General features: G+C 65.8%; 19 protein-coding genes, 1 tRNA gene and 1 pseudogene. 15 read left to right on the plus strand and 6 right to left on the minus strand.

Going from position 1 to position 18,645, the window contains the following annotated elements:
- Nucleotides 1-111 precede the first annotated feature (111 nt).
- A pseudogene (locus ETX26_RS07710) lies at nucleotides 112-462 on the minus strand (YciI family protein); the annotation flags it as partial.
- A 221-nt stretch (nucleotides 463-683) separates the two neighbouring features.
- On the opposite strand from ETX26_RS07710, the gene ETX26_RS07715 reads away from it, so the two are divergent.
- Both ETX26_RS07715 and ETX26_RS07720 read left to right on the plus strand, forming a co-directional pair.
- Nucleotides 684-2,897, plus strand: a complete 2,214-nt coding sequence (locus tag ETX26_RS07715) for a TonB-dependent receptor (protein ID WP_129524013.1) — start codon at nucleotides 684-686, stop codon at nucleotides 2,895-2,897.
- Nucleotides 2,897-3,985, plus strand: a complete 1,089-nt coding sequence (locus ETX26_RS07720) for a PepSY-associated TM helix domain-containing protein (RefSeq protein ID WP_129524014.1) — start codon at nucleotides 2,897-2,899, stop codon at nucleotides 3,983-3,985. Before ETX26_RS07715 ends, ETX26_RS07720 begins: the two co-directional genes overlap by 1 nt.
- Before the next feature lie 33 nt (nucleotides 3,986-4,018).
- Here the strand turns inward: ETX26_RS07720 and ETX26_RS07725 are convergent, their stop codons facing one another.
- Nucleotides 4,019-5,548: a hypothetical protein gene (locus ETX26_RS07725; RefSeq protein WP_129524015.1), complete on the minus strand. Its 1,530-nt coding sequence runs from the start codon at nucleotides 5,546-5,548 to the stop codon at nucleotides 4,019-4,021.
- A gap of 204 nt (nucleotides 5,549-5,752) precedes the next feature.
- On the opposite strand from ETX26_RS07725, the gene ETX26_RS07730 reads away from it, so the two are divergent.
- The 3 genes from ETX26_RS07730 (at nucleotide 5,753) to ETX26_RS07740 (ending at nucleotide 8,539) form a co-directional block, all read left to right on the plus strand.
- Entirely contained in the window at nucleotides 5,753-6,397 is a 645-nt protein-coding gene (locus ETX26_RS07730) for a hypothetical protein (RefSeq protein WP_129524016.1), read from the plus strand.
- A gap of 160 nt (nucleotides 6,398-6,557) precedes the next feature.
- Nucleotides 6,558-7,844 (plus strand): Nramp family divalent metal transporter, encoded by a 1,287-nt coding sequence (locus tag ETX26_RS07735; protein WP_129524017.1) that lies wholly within the window; start codon nucleotides 6,558-6,560, stop codon nucleotides 7,842-7,844.
- Between the two features lie 62 nt (nucleotides 7,845-7,906).
- Nucleotides 7,907-8,539, plus strand: a complete 633-nt coding sequence (locus ETX26_RS07740; RefSeq protein WP_129524018.1) for a uracil-DNA glycosylase family protein — start codon at nucleotides 7,907-7,909, stop codon at nucleotides 8,537-8,539.
- Here the strand turns inward: ETX26_RS07740 and ETX26_RS07745 are convergent.
- Nucleotides 8,524-9,000 (minus strand): DUF6456 domain-containing protein, encoded by a 477-nt coding sequence (locus ETX26_RS07745; protein ID WP_129524019.1) that lies wholly within the window; start codon nucleotides 8,998-9,000, stop codon nucleotides 8,524-8,526. The two genes, ETX26_RS07740 and ETX26_RS07745, sit on opposite strands and share 16 nt — an antisense overlap.
- A gap of 92 nt (nucleotides 9,001-9,092) precedes the next feature.
- On the opposite strand from ETX26_RS07745, the gene ETX26_RS07750 reads away from it, so the two are divergent.
- Both ETX26_RS07750 and ETX26_RS07755 read left to right on the plus strand, forming a co-directional pair.
- Entirely contained in the window at nucleotides 9,093-9,665 is a 573-nt protein-coding gene (locus ETX26_RS07750; protein ID WP_129524020.1) for a helix-turn-helix domain-containing protein, read from the plus strand.
- Nucleotides 9,662-10,843 (plus strand): glycosyltransferase, encoded by a 1,182-nt coding sequence (locus ETX26_RS07755; protein WP_129524021.1) that lies wholly within the window; start codon nucleotides 9,662-9,664, stop codon nucleotides 10,841-10,843. Before ETX26_RS07750 ends, ETX26_RS07755 begins: the two co-directional genes overlap by 4 nt.
- Before the next feature lie 4 nt (nucleotides 10,844-10,847).
- Here ETX26_RS07755 and secF read toward each other — a convergent pair whose 3' ends face one another.
- The 3 genes from secF to yajC are packed head-to-tail and all read right to left on the minus strand — an operon-like array spanning nucleotide 10,848 to nucleotide 13,769.
- Nucleotides 10,848-11,825, minus strand: coding sequence for a protein translocase subunit SecF (secF, locus tag ETX26_RS07760; protein WP_129524022.1), 978 nt, complete (start codon nucleotides 11,823-11,825; stop codon nucleotides 10,848-10,850).
- 13 nt (nucleotides 11,826-11,838) lie between these two features.
- Entirely contained in the window at nucleotides 11,839-13,434 is a 1,596-nt protein-coding gene (gene secD, locus ETX26_RS07765) for a protein translocase subunit SecD (protein ID WP_129524023.1), read from the minus strand.
- A 14-nt stretch (nucleotides 13,435-13,448) separates the two neighbouring features.
- The gene (gene yajC, locus ETX26_RS07770) at nucleotides 13,449-13,769 is read right to left on the minus strand and encodes a preprotein translocase subunit YajC (protein ID WP_129524024.1); all 321 of its coding nucleotides are present in this window, start codon (nucleotides 13,767-13,769) and stop codon (nucleotides 13,449-13,451) included.
- A gap of 210 nt (nucleotides 13,770-13,979) precedes the next feature.
- Between yajC and ETX26_RS07775 the strand changes: the two genes are divergently transcribed.
- From ETX26_RS07775 to accC, 8 genes are all read left to right on the plus strand, one after another.
- Nucleotides 13,980-14,056 (plus strand) — tRNA-Pro (locus ETX26_RS07775).
- A 73-nt stretch (nucleotides 14,057-14,129) separates the two neighbouring features.
- Entirely contained in the window at nucleotides 14,130-15,020 is an 891-nt protein-coding gene (locus ETX26_RS07780; protein ID WP_129524025.1) for an HpcH/HpaI aldolase/citrate lyase family protein, read from the plus strand.
- Between the two features lie 75 nt (nucleotides 15,021-15,095).
- A complete protein-coding gene (locus ETX26_RS07785) occupies nucleotides 15,096-15,509 on the plus strand; it encodes a holin family protein (protein ID WP_129524026.1) in 414 nt (137 codons plus the stop codon).
- Nucleotides 15,510-15,575: 66 nt separating this feature from the next.
- Complete coding sequence (locus ETX26_RS07790) at nucleotides 15,576-15,830, plus strand: type II toxin-antitoxin system Phd/YefM family antitoxin (RefSeq protein ID WP_129524027.1); 255 nt, start codon at nucleotides 15,576-15,578, stop codon at nucleotides 15,828-15,830.
- Between the two features lie 2 nt (nucleotides 15,831-15,832).
- Complete coding sequence (locus ETX26_RS07795; protein WP_318531655.1) at nucleotides 15,833-16,093, plus strand: Txe/YoeB family addiction module toxin; 261 nt, start codon at nucleotides 15,833-15,835, stop codon at nucleotides 16,091-16,093.
- Nucleotides 16,094-16,097: 4 nt separating this feature from the next.
- The gene (gene aroQ / locus ETX26_RS07800) at nucleotides 16,098-16,532 is read left to right on the plus strand and encodes a type II 3-dehydroquinate dehydratase (RefSeq protein WP_129524029.1); all 435 of its coding nucleotides are present in this window, start codon (nucleotides 16,098-16,100) and stop codon (nucleotides 16,530-16,532) included.
- A gap of 77 nt (nucleotides 16,533-16,609) precedes the next feature.
- Nucleotides 16,610-17,095 (plus strand): acetyl-CoA carboxylase biotin carboxyl carrier protein, encoded by a 486-nt coding sequence (gene accB, locus ETX26_RS07805; protein WP_129524030.1) that lies wholly within the window; start codon nucleotides 16,610-16,612, stop codon nucleotides 17,093-17,095.
- A gap of 3 nt (nucleotides 17,096-17,098) precedes the next feature.
- Nucleotides 17,099-18,451: an acetyl-CoA carboxylase biotin carboxylase subunit gene (gene accC, locus ETX26_RS07810; protein WP_129524031.1), complete on the plus strand. Its 1,353-nt coding sequence runs from the start codon at nucleotides 17,099-17,101 to the stop codon at nucleotides 18,449-18,451.
- Nucleotides 18,452-18,645: the final 194 nt, after the last annotated feature.

Below are 18,645 nucleotides of genomic sequence, written 5' to 3' on the forward strand. Positions count from 1 at the left end.
CCAAACGGCCCGGAGAGACAAGCACGGCGGCGGATGGCGTTACGCGCCCGCGAGCCGCTGCTCGTTGCGCGCGTGGATCTCCGCACCTTCCGCAGTCATGTTCTCCGCGAAGTCATCCATCGAAACGACCGGCCGCAGTTCCAGTTCGCTGGGGCCGGGCATCGGATTGGGGCAGCGCTTGGCCCATGCAAGCGCCTCGTCCATGTCCTTGACCTCCCAGATCCAGAAGCCGGCGACGAGCTCGCGGGTCTCGGCAAAAGGTCCGTCGATCACGGTGCGGCTGGTGCCGTCGAACGCGATCCGCTTCCCTTCTGCGGAAGGTTTGAGCCCGTCGCCGCCGACCATCACGCCGGCATTGATCAGTTCCTCGTTGTACTTGCCCATTGCTTCGATCAGTTCGGCAGAGGGCATGGCGCCCTGTTCGCTGTCCTCGGTCGCCTTGACGAAAACGATCACACGCATTGTTCATCTCCTTGTTTCACCGGGAGACCGAAAGGCCTCCGTCGACACGACGAGCGAGAGTCGACGAATTCGACACGCATACAAAATTTTTTTGCGTCCCCGCACAAGACCGTCCGCCCGGCGCCCGCATCCGCCCAGGCCAGCCGCTCCGTTCTTCAAGTGCTATTGCGAGCTAGTTGCAACACTGCTAGCGCGCCTCCCGCACAATTCAGGGAGTTCTCATGTTCGTCCGCGTTTCGTTGCCAGCTCTTGCCGTGGCGCTGGCCTGGCCCACTGTTGCCGCCGCTCAGCCGACCAATACCGATGATGCCGAGACGGATGCGGAGATCATCGTCAGCGCCGCACGCACCCGGCTCCCGGCCAGCGCACTGCCGCTGACGATCGACATCGTCGACGCGGAAGCCCTGCAACAGCAAGTGCAGATCTCCGGGTCGACAGTCGACGCCGTGTCCGCCCTCCTGCCGTCTTTCTCCCCAACGCGGGAGAAGCTCTCCGGCTCGGGCGAGAGCCTGCGGGGCCGCTCGCCGCTGTACGCGATCAACGGCATCCCGCAGTCGACGCCGATCCGCGATGGTTCGCGCGACGGGTACACGATCGATCCGTTCTTCATCGATCGGGTCGAGGTCATCTACGGCTCCAATGCACTGCAGGGGATCGGCGGCACCGGCGGGGTGGTCAACCAGGTGACCGTGGGCGCACCCAAGGAGGACGGCGTCGCCACGCGGACGCTGCTTCAGGCCACCGCGGCTGACGGCTTCGACGGCGCGGCGATGGGCGGCAAGCTCGGCACGCTGGCCGGCTATCGCTCGGGCGCGTTCGACGCGGCGGTCGGCGCCACGTTCGAGCGGCGCGGGGCGTATCGCGACGGACACGGCAACAATATCGGAGTGGATGGCACGCAGGGCGAAGTCCAGGACAGCGACTCCTGGTCGGTGTTCGGCCGCTTCGGCTATCAGCTCAGCCCGAGTGCGCGGCTCGAACTGATCGCCAACCGCTTCGAACTCGAAGGCAACGGTCACTATGTCCTCGTCCCGGGTGACCGCGACCGGGGAATCCCGGCCAGCAGCGAACGCGGCACGATCGAGGGCGATCCGCCGTCCAACCGCGCCGAACTGCTTTCTGCCGCCCTGACGGACGACGATCTCGGCGGCGGCACGTTCGCGCTGCAGGGCTTCTTCAGCCGCACGCGCGACGTGTTCGGCGGCGGCGCGTTCGCGACGTTTCAGGATCCGGCGATCGATCCCAACGGCCAGTTGTTCGACCAGTCCGCGAACCTGTCGCGCAAGGTCGGCGGCAAGATCAGCTACGAACGCGCGGTGCCGGGGGTCGAGGACCTGACGGTCACCGCCGGTTTCGACGCGCTGTTCGACCGCACCGAGCAGTATCTGGTGCAGACGGGCCGCACCTGGGTGCCGCAAACCGATTTCCGCAGCCTCGCACCGTTCGCCCAGGCGAACCTCGCGCTGTTCGACGGCGTCGTCCGGCTGGCCGGCGGTCTGCGGTACGAGGACGTGCGACTGAAGGTTGGCGACTTCGAAACCCTGTCCCACTACGGTCGCAATCCCGATCACGACGGTGACGGTCGTAACGATGAGGACGACAACGGGGACGGCATCCCCGACAATCTCGATACCTATCGGCCGGTCTTCGTTTCGGGCGGAAGCCCATCGTTCAACGACGTCCTGTGGAACGGCGGCGTAATCGTCGAACCGATCGAGGGTCTGCGCGCCTATGGCAGCTATGCCGAAGGATACACGATCGCCGACGTGGGTCGCATCCTGCGCGGAATCAGCGAGGAGAACGTCGACGTCGACAACTACCTCGCGCTCGAGCCGGTGATCTCCAACAACCGAGAGATCGGCCTGGAATGGAAGCGCGGCCCTATCGACGCAGGCATCAGCTACTTCTGGTCGTCGAGCGACCTCGGATCGTTGCTGGTTCTGGGCGAGGACGGTATCTTCAGCGTCTCGCGTCAGCCGATCCGGATCGAGGGGCTGGAGGCAAATCTGTCCTGGCGCACGCCGCTCCCCGGGCTGACGCTCAGCGCCGCCTACAGCGACATCCAAGGGCAGACAGCAGGCGACGAGGACGGACTGATCGACGACGATCTCGATGGCGCCAACATCTCGCCGGACCGGCTCAATCTCGCGGCCGACTACCGCAACGGGCCGTTCAGCGCCCGCCTGCAGTCGCGCTTCTATCTGTCGCGATCGTTCAATGATGCGAGCACGGAGACCGATTTTGAGGGCTACACGCTGCTCGACGCCTATCTCGCTTATCAGACCGGCGTCGGCGAGTTCGCACTGGCCGTGCAGAACCTCACCGATGCGTTCTACGTCACCTATGACAGCGATACCGTCCGGACGAACGACGACAGCCGCTTCTTCGCCGGCCGCGGCCGCACTTTCACGCTGAGCTGGCGCGGCGCCTTCTGATGCGCCTGCTCGCCCTCCTGCACCGCTGGGCCGGCGGGATCGTCGGCCTGCTGCTGGCCGTGATCGGCCTCAGCGGGACGGTGCTGGTGTGGGAGGAGAGCTGGATCGGCCTGCCCGGAGCGGACGATCCGCTGACCGCCGACCCGGCCGCGATCGGCGCGGCGGTTGCGACAGCGGTCGCGGAGGATCCGGCGCTTTCCCGCATTACCTTCGCCGACGACCGGCTGGGCCTCCATCAGGCGATCTACGCCGACGGCGGCGGGGCCTATCTCACCCAGGGCGGCGTGATCGTGGACCGGTGGGACAGCATGTGGGGTCGGCCGGAACTCTGGCTGTTCGACCTGCACCACTACCTGTTCATGGGGGAGACCGGGAAATACGCGACCGGCGCTCTCGGCCTGCTGCTACTGGCATTTTCGGTAACGGGATTGATCCTGTGGTGGCGGACGCGAAGGTCCTTTGAATTTCGCCTGTGGCCCGCGCGCTTCACGAAGGGTGCGATCATCCGCCAGCACCGCGACATCGGCGCGGTCGCTTCGCCGGTCCTGATCCTTGCCGCGCTGACCGGCACCTTCATGGTGTTTCCGGCCTTGTCGGACGCCCTGCTGACGCCCTGGGCGGAGCCGTCGGAAGCGTCCGCCACGCCTCCCAAAGGAGCGGGTCCGGTAGACTCCGCCACCGATTGGCCGGCGATCATGATCAATGCCCAGGCCGCGTTTCCCGACGCCCTGCCGCGCCGGCTGATGTTGCCGAGGGAGGCCGGCGCCCCGCTGGCGCTGCGGATGAAGCAGGCGTTCGAATGGACTCCCAACGGCCGGACCTACGTCTATCTCGACCCGGTTACCGCCGACGTCCTGGGAACGCAGGACCCCGCCAAGAGCGATGCGGCTTCGAGGATTGGCGAGAAGTACTACCCGATCCATGCCGGCAAGGTCGGGGGGATGGCCTGGCGCCTGGTCCTCACGTTCTCCGGCCTCGCGCTCGTGATGCTCGGCACGCTGGCTACCTGGAGCTTCTGGTTTGGCAGCAAACGAACCAAAGCGCGCAGACGCTCGCCGGTGCCGGCCATAGCCGATCCGGCGGAGTGATCGCCGCGCCTATCGCGCCACCTGCCCCTGCTCTCAGCCGAAACCGTGCGCTGCGATGTGCCTGATGCTCGCAAGCGTCTGCGCGTCTTCATCGAACCCGCCGTGCGAACGGGCATCGGTGTTCAGCCCGTCACCCGCGCTGCTGCCGGAAAACACGACACGCGCCGGTGCTGCGGCGAGAAAAGCCCTGATCGTGTTTCGGCTTGCGCGTTCGGCGCTGGTCAGGCGGTCGTCCGCAAGCCCCTCCAGATGCCGCTGCATGCCGAGAAGCGGCGCATCGGCCCATGAATCACCATCGTCGTCGCGCTCGAGCACGCCGCTGATCAGATAGAGCAGAGAGCGGGGATAGATGTTGACCGGCAGGACACCGTCGAGGGCATCGGTTCTTTCCCGTTCGTCTTTCAGGGCGAAGATCCGGAGGTTACCAATCCGCGCGTCGGCCGCAGCGAGGACGGCGGCCGCCTTGTCCATGCGGACGGCGGGTGCGAGAAAGACGAAATCGACCGTCACGTTGTCGGGCAGCGCGCCGGCTTCGGAGAGGAGTTCGCACGCAAGGACGCAACCTGCACTGTGCCCGACGAACAGCAGCCGCACGGGGCCGTCGGTTGCCTGCGCCAGCGCCGCGATCCGCGCGAGCAATTGCGTGCCCGCCCCGCCGGATCCGAAGTGCTCGGCAGCGTCCTGCTTCATCGCCCCCCAGATTCCGCTGCCTATCAGATCGAGATAGAGCGCGCGCGCGACCTCCTCCACCACCGTTGCCGGAAAACCGTGGTCACGCCCGGTGATTGCCCGCCTGAGCGCGCGATAGCCGGCACGCGCAGCGCGCCGGATGATCGGGTTCAGCAAGCTGGAGGCGATCAGCGCCGAACGTCCGGCATGCGTTGCCACCAGTTCCTCCCGTACCGCTGGATCGAGCCGCCCGAGTATGGCCAACGCGGCCTCGTCCATCGGCTGCAGCGCCATTGCGGCGGTCTCGCGCCGCGTGATCGCCAGGTCGATCTTGCGCGCGATATCCTGCAGCTCCGGATCGCTCGCCAGCGCGTCGTAGAGCTCGTCGCCCGGGCCGGGTTCGGCGTGGCCGTCCACGATTGCCCTTTCGGGCATGGTCAGGCCCGCCGCAATCGCCGGAGGAGGACGGAACTCGGCCCGGCGGTAGACGTCTTCGAGCTCGGACGTGGATACCGACTTCGAAACCAGCGCCTCCGTCAAACCGACGAGGTCGAGAGCCTTGCGCGCGAGCCACCGCCTAACGATCGCCTTGACGGCGGAAAACAGGGCGTCGCCGGCGAGTTCGTGCAGGTTGATGCGGATCGTCTGCAGCAGGCCGGTTCGCCAGATGAGATAGCTCGTCTCCCATCCTTCTGCCTTGAGCGGGCCGTAGCCGGCCTCGCTGTCGAGCCAGTATGCGTGCCGGCGGGCGACATCATCGTCCACCAGGCCACCGTGGACGTGGAGAATCAGCCTCGGTTCCGTAGCGCCGGAAAGACGGCCGAAGAGCCTGCCCAGCTCGTCCGCGCCCGAGCCGACGAAGCGCCCGTCGGCCGTTTCAAGAAGCGAGATCATGGCGGAAACCCCCTGCACGTGGCGACCCGTCCCACATGTATTGCAGAGTTTGGCGCGGCCCGCGGCCCAAAAGATTTCAGGTGATCGCTCTCGCGGGAGGCTCCGGCAGAGGCGAACCGAACTTCTTTGGGTTGTGCGATCGTCGTCCCGCTGCTCTTCCCTTTTCTGCGGGTAGTGAGGCCCGACTGGGGAGGAGGGGATTGCATGGGCGTGTGCAGACATTCGGCCTTGGTGGTCGTAGCGGCGTTGTTCGCCTTCGCGGTCTCGGCGGCGAAGGCGCAGGAAGCACCCTGCGGCTCCGACGCGTGGTCGACCGTATGCTTCGGCACCATCGATGCTCCGGACGATCAGGCGGCGGTCTTCTCGATGGCCGCAAGGCAGACCATAGATGTCCTCCACTCCCCGGAGTTCGCCCGGGATCTGCGCGATTTCGTCGCCCGGCATGGCGTCGAAGGCCCGCACGCGGCCGCATGGGCGGATGTCGATCCCACCGGGACGGTCGAGGCCCTCAAGGCGCACTTGCCCGGACAGAGAGTGGCCACCTACGGAGGCTTGCGAGGGTGGTTCCTCAAGACCTTCTTCGGCAATATCGCCTACGACGGATCGGCAGACGGGCCCATCCTGCTGAACCGGGCGGCATTGCCGCGCGAGGCGCCGTCGATCGCCAACACCTTCGCCCACGAGATCGCGCATCGCGCCGGGCTGCGCCACCCGCACAGCAGCGGCGCGCTGACGATCGCCCGGTGCGAGCCCCCCTACGTCATCGGATCGCTGGTCGAGAAACACGCCGCAGGTCCCACCTGGCAGCCGGGGAGCGACGATTGCCACTTGTTCGGGACCGTCCCCTGACGCCTCGCCTTTGTCCGCGCCGGGCACGGCAGCCGACCGCTCCGCTCCGTTAGGTGCCTCTCGGTACCGCCAGGTGCCACTTGGATGACCGAGAGGCCGTGGTGGTCATGCGGCCGCAAGGGCTGTAGGGGCCAGAAGGCGGAAGCCGAGGGAGGGGCGATTGCCGGCCGGGGATCGAGAACGGAATGAGGGGAGCGACGAAGGCACGCCCGCTCCACCGCCACGTTCCGGGCGCTGGAAGCTCATAGGCCCGGGCATCGTCGCGGCCGCCACTGGCGTAGGCGCCGGCGATCTCGTCGCCACTCTCGTGGCGGGTTCGCGGTTCGGCTATGCCCTGCTCTGGGCTGCCGTGCTCGGCTGCATCGTGAAGATCGCCCTTTCGGAAGGCGCCGCGCGCTATCACCTCGCGACCGAATCGACGATTTTCGACGGCTGGCGCTCGCTGGGTCCATGGACGAGCTGGTACTTCGGCATCTACATCGTGGTGTGGGGCTTCATCTACGGCGCGACGGCCATGAGCGCGACGGCGCTACCGCTGGCCGTCCTGCTCCCGATCCTGCCGCTTCCCGCCTGGGCCGTCATTGCAGGGGTGACCAGCTTCCTGTTTGTCGCGCTCAACCGATACGAGACGTTCGAGCGGGTGATGAAAGTTCTCGTCGCCGTCATGTTCGTGGTCATTACCGGGCTCGCCGTCCTCGTCGCGCCGCGCCTCGGGGACATACTGGGCGGCTTGGTGCCATCGCTGCCCGAGGGATCGGTGTTCTATACGCTCGGCCTGATCGGCGGTGTCGGCGGAACGATCACCACCGCCGCCTACGGCTATTGGGTGAACGCCAAGGGGTGGCAGGGGCCGGCATGGATTCCGATGATGCGCCTCGACAACTATGTCGCCTACATCATTACCGGCCTGTTTGTCGTCGCGATGCTGATCGTCGGTGCGGAGCTCCTGCACAGCGCGCAGATCGCTCTCGCGGCGGGTGACAGAGGCCTGCTCAACCTCAGCGACGTTCTCGAAGACCGGTTCGGCCGCGTAATCGCAATCGCATTCCTCGTCGGATTCGCCGCGACAGCGATGTCCTCGCTTTTCGGGGTGTGGCACGGGGTCAGCCTGCTCTTCTCCGACTTTGTCGAGCACCTGCGCGGCCAGACCGAGCGGAGCGAACGACCGGAACGGAACTGGCCGTTTCGCGCCTATCTTGCCTGGCTCACCTTCCCGCCGATGCTCTTGCTGTTCTTCGACGAGCCGTTCCTGCTCGTCATCGTCTATGGCGTGGTCGGGGCTTTCTTCATGCCGTTCCTCGCCGTCACCCTCCTCCTGCTGCTGAATTCGGAGCGCGTCCCGGCCCATGACCGCAGTGGCTGGCTCTCCAACGGGGTGCTGACCGTGTCCGCCCTGCTGTTCCTCGTCCTGTGTTTTCAGCAGCTCTGGTCTTTCTTCGCGGCGTGAAGGCCCGGAGGCGAAAGGATAGTTTCGCACGACCGATCGTTCCCTGTCATGTGACGCCGCCTGTGACCGAATTCGACGAACTTGCCGCATCCGCCCGGGCCTGCCGCGCGTGTTCCACAGTGCTGCCGGTGGAGCCTCGGCCGGTGTTCCAGATCTCACCCGAAGCGCGGCTGCTGATCGCGGGCCAGGCACCGGGGAGCAAAGTCCACGCTTCGGGGATCCCCTTTGCCGATGCGTCGGGTGCACGGCTCCGCGAATGGATGGGTGTCACCGAGGCCGAGTTCTACGACGCGCGGAGGACCGCCATCCTGCCAATCGGCTTCTGCTATCCCGGCCGTGCAAAAGGGGGCGATGCGCCACCGCGTCCCGAATGCGCAAAGCTCTGGCGAAACGATCTGCTGGCGCTGATGCCGCAGATCCGGCTGACTCTGCTGGTCGGCACTTACGCGCAGCACGACGCGCTGGGGCCCGGGCGAATGACCGACCGGGTACGGCGCTTTCGTGATTTCCTGCCGGACCGCTTTCCCCTTCCTCACCCGTCGTGGCGCTCGCATATCTGGATGCGGGACAACCCTTGGTTCGAGGCCGAAGTGCTGCCGGAGCTGCGCGCCAGCGTACGCCGGGCGATCGGGGAGTCGCGTGGGGGTGCGAACGCCAGCGGCATGGGCTCCGGGCGCGGTCAGCGGATGCGATAGAAGTCCGCCACTCGCTCCAAGGCGATCTTCAGCACCACCTTGCCGCTGCGCGCAGGCCAGGCGAGAGCGCGTTCGGCATCGGGTAGGCCCTCACATGCGCAAACCACACGCCAGAGAATGTCCGACAGGCCGCTGCCGGCGAGCGCTATGGCGCCGTCGAAACGCTCCTTGGCCGCGATCTGCCGCTCGGTGGGCGAGAGCCCCGGCCCTCGCCCCTCCCCTTTGATCCGGACCGGGTCCCAACGCATGGTGACGTTCGGCCCCAGCCGCGCTCGCTCGTAGTCTGCACGCAGGCACTCGCCGGCGGCGAACAGGCGGTCGCTCAGATGCCCCCGCGCATGCAGCCAGGCGAGGGGCGACTCGGCAAGGTTCACGGTCACCGTGCGCCGGCTTCTGCGGTCGATCCCCTTGCTGCCAGGGCCGGCGGGGGTGAGTTCACGTTCGGCAAGCTTTCGACGCATTGCGATCTCCTGTTCGATCTACGAATGACCACTTGCCAAAACGACACGCATGTAGGAAAGTGAAAACCAAATCGGTTATCGCGGAGAATGGCATGATCAATCGTATCCGGGACATTCGCAAGGAAAAGGGTTTGACGCTCGCCGACCTCGCCGCCGCCTGCGATCCGCCCACCACTGCGCAGACCATCGGCCGCCTCGAGACGGGAATGCGCAATCTTTCCACCAAATGGATGGACCGTATCGGCACCGCGCTCGGCGTCGATCCGGAGACTCTCGTCCGCTCCGACAGGTCCGAACATCCCCAGGTCATCGCGACTTTGGGAACGGGCGGCGCGGACGCTCTCGCCCGACCGCGCGACGCGCTCCCGCCGACTCAGCTCGGCGGCGAGGGACCGCTCGTTGTGCTTACGGTCGAGGCATCGGTGGGGCCCTATCTCGCGGGCGACCAGCTCTGGCTGCGACAGATCGATCCCGAGGCGGCCTCGCGCGCGGTCAACCGCGATGTCCTGGTGCCGCGCAAGGGCGGGCGCTTCGCCTTCGGGCGATTGATCGACCGGCAGGAGAACCTGATCGGCATCCTTCCTCCCGGAGCGGGACAGAAGCAGCAGGTCGTGGATTCGCCGTCCTGGATCGCAGTAGCCGAAATGCTGGTGCGGCGACTGTGACGACCCGCCGTCTGCTCTCGATCGCCACGCTCTACCCCAACGCCCACACACCGCAGTTCGGCACGTTCGTGGCGCGCTCGCTCGAGGCGTTGGCGGCACGCGACGACTGGCAGGTGACGGCAATCAATCCGATCGGCATTCCGCCCCTCGCGGTCGGTCGCTATCGTGCCCTCGCCAAGGCCGCCTTCGACGGGACCGAAAACGGCGTCGAGGTCTATCGGCCGAGCTATCTACTGATCCCCCGCGTCGGCGCGCGCATCAATCCGAGCATGATCGCGCGGGCCGTGCTCCCCCTCGCCCGGCGGCTGCATGAAGAGCGCCCATTCGATCTGGTCGACGCGCAGTTCTTCTATCCCGACGGTCCGGCCGCGGCGTGGATCGCGCGCCAACTCGGCCTGCCCTATGCAATCAAGGCCCGCGGAGCCGACATCTCCTATTGGGGCTCGCGAACCTTCGCGCGCGAACAGATGCTCGAAGCGGCAGCGGGTGCGCGGGGACTGCTCGCGGTTTCGCACGCGTTGAAGGATGACATGGTCGCGCTCGGAATGCCTGAAGGGCGGATCGGCGTCCATTACACGGGACTCGACCGCAACCGGTTCCGCCCGCTCGCACATTCGGGGCTGCGCACGAAGCTCGGCGCGTCGCTCGGAATCGCGCTGGGCGAGAAGGAGAAGATCGTTGCGTCCGTCGGGGCGCTGATCGACCGCAAGGCGCAGGATCTGGTGATCGGCGCCATCGCGGGCATTCCGGGTGCGCGGCTGCTGCTCGTCGGCAAGGGGGAGGACGAGAGATACCTGCGCGGCCTTGCACGCGACCTGCGGGTGGAAGACCGGGTGCATTTCCTGGGCTCGATCGATCACGACATGCTGCCGGTCGTGATGTCTGCCGCAGATGTCATGGCGTTGCCGTCGAAGAAGGAAGGGCTCGCCAACGCGTGGGTAGAGGCGCTCGCCTGCGGAACACCGGTCGTGATTTCGGATGCCGGCGGCGCGCGCGAACTCGTTACCGGGCCCGACGCCGGCTACATCGTCGCGCGCGACATCGAATCGATCGCGGCGGCGCTGCGCAAGCTGTTCGCGGATCCGCCCCCGCGCGAGCGGGTGGCGGCGACCGTCGACCGCTTCGGCTGGCCAGCCCACGCCGCGGAACTCGCGCGGCGGTACGAGGGGCTGATCTAAGGTCTCAGACCTCGCCGCGCGCCGCCTTCTCCTGCCGGTCGGCCGCAGTCTCCTGCGGCACGAAGCTGTGCGAGTCGACACCAAGCCAGATCAATATCGGCGCGGCCATATAGACCGAGCTGTAGGTGCCGACGAACAGGCCGAGCGTGATCGCGGCGACCATGCTGAACAGGCTCGCCGGACCGAACAGAAGCAGCGGGATGAGCGCGATGAACAGCGTCAGCGAGGTCATCACCGTGCGCGCCAGCGTCTCGTTCACCGACAGGTCGAGCAGTTCGGGGAGCGGCATCTTCCGATATTTCTTCAGGTTCTCGCGTATCCGGTCGTAGATCACGATCGTGTCGTTCAGCGAATAGCCGATGATCGCGAGGATCGCGGCGATGCTCTGCAGGTTGAACTCCATCTGGAACAGTGCGAACATGCCGAGCGTCAGCGATACGTCGTGGAACAGCGCGAACAGGGCACCGACGCCGAACTGCCATTCGAAGCGTATCCAGATGTAAAGCGCCACCGCCAACATTGCAGCGATCAGCGCGAAGGCTGCATCCCCCCGGAACTCGTCGGAGACTTTGCCGGAGACGTTCTCGTTCCCGTCTAGCCGAAAGTCATCGAAATTGGCCCGCAGCTCGCTCACGATCTCATTTGCAATCGACTGCGCCGCCTCCGGATCGCCCTCGGCACTTTCGGGCAGCGGAACCCGGATCGACACCTGGTTGTCCTCACCGAAGCGCTGCACCACCGGCTCGCCGTGGCCGAGGCTGGCGACCCGGTCGCGCAGTTCGCCGACCGGAGCCTCGGTGCTCTCGGTGAAGGTCGCCGTGATATTGAGACCGCCGGCGAAGTCGACGCCGTAGTTGAGCCCCTTGGTCAGCACCAGCGCCCAGCTCGCGGCGATCAGCAGCAGGCTGACGACGTAGAACGGCATGCGCCACCGGAGGAACTTGATGTTCGTGTTGTCAGGGACGAGCTTGAGCAGTTTCATTTCCCTTGTCCCCTTACAGATGGATGTCCTGCGGCCGCGCCTTGCGCAGCCAGCCGGCGACCCACATCCGGGTCAGCGACACGGCGGTGAACACGCTGGTGAACAGGCCGATCACCAGCACGACCGCGAAGCCGCGGATCGGGCCGGTGCCGAACATGAACAGCAGCGCGCCGGCGATGAAGTTGGTGATGTTCGCGTCGAAGATCGCGCGGCTGGCCTCCTTGTAGCCGTTCTCCACCGCCGCGATCACGCGCCGTCCGCGCTTGCGTTCCTCTCGTATGCGCTCGTTGATCAGCACGTTGGCATCCACCGCCGCGCCGATCGTGAGGACGAAGCCGGCAATGCCGGGCAATGTGAGCGTGGTGTTCATTGCCGCCATGATCCCGAGGATCATCAGCACGTTGAACACGAGCGCGATCATCGCATAAACGCCGAACCGGCCATAGGTGGCGATCATCAGCACGATCACCGCGACCGAGCCCACGATCATCGCGATGATACCCAGGCGGATCGATTCGGCACCGAGGTCTGGCCCGACGGTGCGCTCTTCGACCACCGTCAGATCGACCGGCAGGGCGCCGGACTGGAGCGATATCGCCAGCTGCTGGGCGGTCTCCGGTGTGAAGTTGCCCGAGATTTCCGACACGCCGCCCAGAATCTGATCCTGGATCACGGGCGCGGAAATCACCTCTCCGTCAAGAATGATCGCGAACTGCTTGCCGACATTCTCCGAGGTCAGCTTGGCGAAGCGATTGCCGCCCTGCTGGTCGAACTGGATAACCACGACGTCCTGGTTTTCCTGGTTGCGGCTCGCTTGCGCGCGGACCAGCGTACTTCCGTCGATCCCGCCGAGGCGATAGACCGCGAGGCTCTGCCCGGCAAAGCCGCTGTCCGGCGCATAAGGGAATATCTGCTGGCCCGGCTCCACGACACCCTGCGCGAGATCGGACGGAAGCGCGTTCTCGTTGACAAGCTTGAATTCGAGCTTGGCCGTCCGGCCGACCAGTTCCTTGACCTGCTCCGGATCCTGCAGGCCCGGCACCTGCACCACGATGCGGTTGTCGCCCTGCCGGATGATGGTCGGTTCGCGCGTGCCGAGCGCGTTGATGCGCCGGTCGATCACGTCCTGCGAAGAATCCATTGCCGCGTTGAGCGCAGCGTCCAGCCCGGCCTCGGTCGGCGTCAGGATGATCCGCGTCTCGTCCACCACCGAGAGATTCCATTCGCGCACCAGCCCCTCGCCGTTGAGCAACGGCTCGAGCAGTTCGCGTGCGCGATCGACGTCGGCGACGCTCTCGACCATGAAGCTCAGGCGGCGGTCGGCGGTCGACACGTCACCGATGCGGATCTGCGGCTCTGCCCGCCCCAGCGTCGAGCGGACCGATTCTTCCATGTTGCGCAGGCGCTGGCTGACGATCTCCGCCGGATCGGCCTCCAACAGGATGTGGCTGCCGCCGGCAAGATCGAGGCCGAGGTTGACCTCCGGATCGGGCAGGGCCGCGGGCCAGCGGGCGCCCGACAGCGAGAAGAGGGAAGGGAGTGCGAGGACGGTGAGCGCGAGCGTCAGGCCCCAGAACCACCCCTTCTTCCACAGCGGGAACTCGAGCATTCGCTATCTCCCGCTCAGTCGTTGGCAGCCGTGCCGCCGGGCGGGACGATGTCGCCGATCGTGTTCTTCACTGCCTTGACGCGCACGCCCTGGGCCAGCTCGATCTCCGCATAATGCTCGTCAACCTTGGTCACCTTGCCGACGAGACCGCCGGCGGTGACGACCTGGTCGCCTTTCTTGATCCCGGCGATCTTTTCGCGATGCTGCTTCTGCTGACGCATCTGCGGACGGATGATCAGGAACCAGAAGATCGCGATCATGCCGACGATCGGGAGCCAGTTGATCCACGCAGGCGGCGCATCTGCGCTGGCTGCCGCGGCAAGGAAATCGAGCATGAAAATGAGCCTATCCAGGTTGTGACCAGAATCGTCGCGGGAAACACGTGCGGCCCGCCGGTCACGGGACCCTCGCCTCCCCGGCGATCAGGTGGGCGCGCCTAGCAGCATTGCAAGTGCAGAGCAACGAATCGCGCAGCCCACACGAGCCGAAGATCGGCGCTTGCAAGCACCGCACCCCCGCCCTATAGGGCCGCCCTCCACTGGATACGGGACGTAGCGCAGCCTGGTAGCGCATCACACTGGGGGTGTGGGGGTCGCTGGTTCGAATCCAGTCGTCCCGACCAGTGGCAGCTTTCATCGCCGATATTGCACCTCCGACGCTTCGCACCTAGGCGCGGCGCGCAGGAGGATTTGTCGATGAGCATGCCCAGCATCCGCCCCCGCATGCGGTCATGGCTGTTCGCCCCCGGCGACAGCGAGAGGAAGATGGCCAAAGCGGCCGGCGGGCCGGCCGACATCGTGCTGCTCGATCTCGAGGATTCCGTGGCACCCGAGTGCAAGCCGATGGCGCGCGAGATGGTGCGCCGTTTGCTGGCGGAGCGCTCGGATCGCGAGCGGCTGTGGGTGCGGATAAATCCATTGCGGGGCGGCGAGGCGGTCGACGATCTCGAAGCGATCATGGGCGCCACACCGGGCGGCATCTTGCTGCCCAAGGCCGAGGGGCGCGCGGATCTCGAAGCGCTGGACACGCATCTGACGCGGCTGGAGAAAGCGCATGGGTTGGCGCGCGGCGCCACCAGGGTTGCCGCCCTGGTCACGGAAACCCCGAAGGCGATGTTCCGTACCGGCGACTACGACGGCGCGCCGCGGCTCGTCGCGATGAGCTGGGGGGCGGAAGACCTCTCCTCCGCGCTCGGCGCGCGCGTCCAGTTCCGGCCCGACGGCGGCTACATGCCGACCTACGAGCTCGCCCGCAGCCTGTGCCTGCTCGGCGCCGCGGCGGCCGGCGTGGCGGCGATCGAGACCATCCAGGCGGACTTCCGTGATCTCGACGGCCTGCGCGAACGCGCCACGATGGTGCGCGGACAGGGCTACCGCGGGATGCTCGCAATTCACCCGGCGCAAGTCGACGTGATCAACGAGGCCTTCACGCCAAGCGAGGAGGAGATCGCCCACGCGCGCGCCGTGATTGCAGCCTTCGCCGCGAACCCGGGGGCAGGCACGGTAGGACTCGACGGCGCAATGCTCGACCGGCCGCACCTCGCCCTGGCGCAGGCGCTACTGGCGGACGCGGGCACCCACACCTAATTCGATAAAACTATTTTCCTACATGTGCCATTTTGGTTATGTGGTTTGGCGAATCGCAATCAGCGGAGCGCAGCCATGTCCATTATCGAATCGCTAATCGGCCCGATCACCTCGATCATCGACAAGGTCATTCCCGACAAGGAAGCGCGGGCGAAGGCCAAGCTCGAGCTGCTCGCGCTCGAAGGCACGCACGAGTTGAAGCAGATCGAGGCGCGTCTCGCTGCAATCGTCGCCGAGGCCAATTCGCGCGATCCCTGGACCAGCCGTGCGCGGCCGAGCTTCCTCTATGTGATGTACGCGCTCATGCTCTTCGCGCTGCCGATGGGGATGATTTCCGCCGTCGACCCAGAGGCCGCGCAAAACGTGAGCGCCGGCATGACCGCCTACCTGCGCGCGTTGCCGACCGAGCTCTACACTCTCTTCGGCACCGGCTACCTCGGCTACACCGCCGCGCGCCAGTGGGGGAAGGCGAAGGGCGTCGACAGTTGAGGCAGATGCGCTCGATCTTGCATTTGTACATTATCTTGTACATATAGCTGCGCAAGGAGATCTGTCATGGACGTGATGACCTACAGCGACGCGCGCAAGAACCTGAAAAGCGTGATGGACAAGGTGGTCAGCGATTGCTCCGAGGTGATCGTCACCCGCCGCAATGGCGAAGCAGTGGTGATGGTCTCGCTGTCCGAATGGAACTCGATCATCGAAACCGAACACCTGCTCTCGAGTCCAGAGAATGCCAGGCGGCTGCGCGAAAGCATCGCCGAACTCGACCGCGGCGAAGGCGTCGAGCGCGAACTGATCCAGCCGTGAGAGTGGTCTTCTCATCGCACGCGTGGGAAGATTATCGGCATTGGTGCGAGAACGATCGGAAAATACTGTTGCGCCTGAATGGGCTGATCGAGGAATGCCGCAGGAATTCTTTCAAAGGATCAGGCAAACCCGAACCGCTTCGAGGCGAACTTGCTGGCCTCTGGTCACGCAGAATCAATCAAAAGGATCGCCTTGTCTATCGGGTCGCCGGGAAGCATCCTGATCAGCGACTGGAAATCCTTCAGTGCAGGGAGCACTACTAAACCTGTGGCCAACACCGTCTATGTCCTCAACGGACCCAACCTCAACCTGCTCGGCATGCGCGAGCCGGAGATCTACGGCGCAGACACGCTCGACGACATCGCCGCCATGCTCGACGACCGCGCCCGCGAGTTGGGCCTGGAGATCGAGATGCGCCAGTCGAACCATGAGGGGCATCTGGTCGACTGGCTGCACGAGGCGCAGGCCGAGGGAGCGAAGGCGGTGCTGCTCAACGCGGCGGCCTATACCCACACCTCGATCGCACTGCTCGATGCGATCAAGGCGATCCGCACTCCTGTGATCGAAGTGCACCTCTCCGATCCCTCGACCCGCGAACCCTTCCGCCACCATTCCTATGTCGGCCTCGCGGCGGCGAAAACCGTCCAAGGCCTTGGCGCGCGCTCCTATCTGGTCGCACTGGAAGCCGTCGCGGAATTGTAACTTCGCCGCCGCCCACCCCTTGCCAGTCCGGCCCGAGCCGCGCATAGGCGTCCGCCTGTAGCGAACAAGGGTTGTTTATGGCCGAAAACAAAGGCAGCGCCGGGCGCAAGTCCGGCATGGACGTCGATACCGGTCTGGTCCGCGAACTGGCCGAACTGCTCGCCGAAACCGGGCTGACCGAGATCGAAGTGGAAGACGGCGACCGCAAGGTTCGCGTCGCACGCGGCGGCACGGCCGCGGCGCCGATGGCCTACTCGGCGCCCCCTCCGGCCGCAGCGCCTGCTCCTGTCGCTGCGCCGGGAGAGGCCGTCGCTGCGCAGGACGATCATGCCGGCGCGCTCAAGTCGCCGATGGTCGGCACCGCCTATCTCGCGGCCGAGCCGGGCGCCGATCCCTTCGTCAAGGTCGGTGACAGCGTGAAGCAGGGCGATACCCTGCTGATCGTCGAAGCGATGAAGGTGATGAACCCGATCACCGCCGACAAGTCCGGCACGATCAAGGCGATCCTGGTTGAAAACGCGCAGCCGGTCGAGTTCGACCAGCCCCTGATCGTCATCGCCTGAGCCATGAGTATTTCACGCATCCTGATCGCCAACCGCGGCGAGATCGCGCTGCGTATTCACCGCGCGGCGCACGAAATGGGGATCGAGACGGTCGCGGTTCACTCGACCGCGGATGCCGATGCGATGCACGTGCGGCTCGCCGATCATGCGGTGTGCATCGGCCCCCCGCCGGCCGCCGACAGCTATCTCAACGTCGCGGCGATCATCTCGGCGGCGGAGATCTCGCAGGCCGACGCGATCCATCCCGGCTACGGCTTCCTTTCGGAGAACGCCAAGTTCGCCGAGATCGTCGAGGCGCACGATATCGCCTGGATCGGCCCCAAGCCCGAGCATATCCGCACCATGGGCGACAAGGTCGAGGCGAAGCGCACCGCCGGTGCGCTGGGCCTTCCCCTCGTCCCCGGTTCCGACGGTGCGGTTTCCGACTATGACGAGGCGCGGCGGATCGCCGCCGAAATCGGCTATCCCGTCATCATCAAGGCCGCGAGCGGCGGCGGCGGGCGCGGGATGAAGGTCTGCGCCGCCGAGGATCAGCTCGAAACGCTGATGAAGCAGGCCGGGAACGAGGCGAAATCCGCGTTCGGCGATGCCACAGTCTATATCGAGAAATACCTCGGCAATCCGCGCCACATCGAGTTCCAGGTATTCGGCGACGGGCGCGGCAACGCGATCCATCTGGGCGAGCGCGACTGCTCGCTCCAGCGCCGCCACCAGAAGGTGCTCGAGGAAGCGCCTTCCCCCGTGCTCACGCCCGAAGAGCGCGACCGCATGGGTGCGATCTGTGCCGATGCCATGGCCCAGATGGGCTATCGCGGCGCGGGCACGATCGAGTTCCTGTGGGAAGACGGCGAGTTCTACTTCATCGAGATGAACACCCGCCTGCAGGTCGAGCATCCGGTGACCGAGATGATCACCGGCATCGATCTCGTGCGCGAGCAGATCCGCATTGCCGACGGCAAGGACCTGTCGTGCCGGCAGGAAGACATCGAGTTCAAGGGCCACGCGATCGAGTGCCGCATCAATGCGGAAGACCCGTTCACCTTCGCCCCCTCGCCCGGCAAGGTGAACTACTATCACGCTGCGGGCGGCATGCACGTGCGCGTCGATAGCGGGCTCTATGCTGGCTATTCGATCCCGCCGTATTACGACAGCATGATCGCCAAGCTGATCGTCTACGGCCGCAACCGTGAACGCTGCATCATGCGCCTCCGCCGTGCGCTCGAAGAAATGGTGGTCGAAGGCGTGAAGACCTCGATCCCGCTCCACCAGGAACTGATCAAGCAGCCGGATGTGCTGAACGGCGACTACTCGATCAAATGGCTCGAGGAATGGCTGAAGGAGCGGGAGGCCGAGTAGCCTGATAAAATCCTCCCCATTTTGCGAAGCCAAATGGGGAGGTGGCAGTCGCCGCAGGCGACTGACGGAGGGGAAAGTGCCACGCGCAAAGCGCATTCGGGACATCAGCAAGGCGCGTGCGCTCCGCGCCGAGATGAGCTTGCCCGAAGTGCTTTTGTGGCAGGAACTGCGCCGGAAGGCCTGGCGATGTCAGA

It is taken from the genome of Pelagerythrobacter rhizovicinus (assembly GCF_004135625.1).
GTDB classification, from domain to species: Bacteria; Pseudomonadota; Alphaproteobacteria; order Sphingomonadales; family Sphingomonadaceae; genus Pelagerythrobacter; species Pelagerythrobacter rhizovicinus.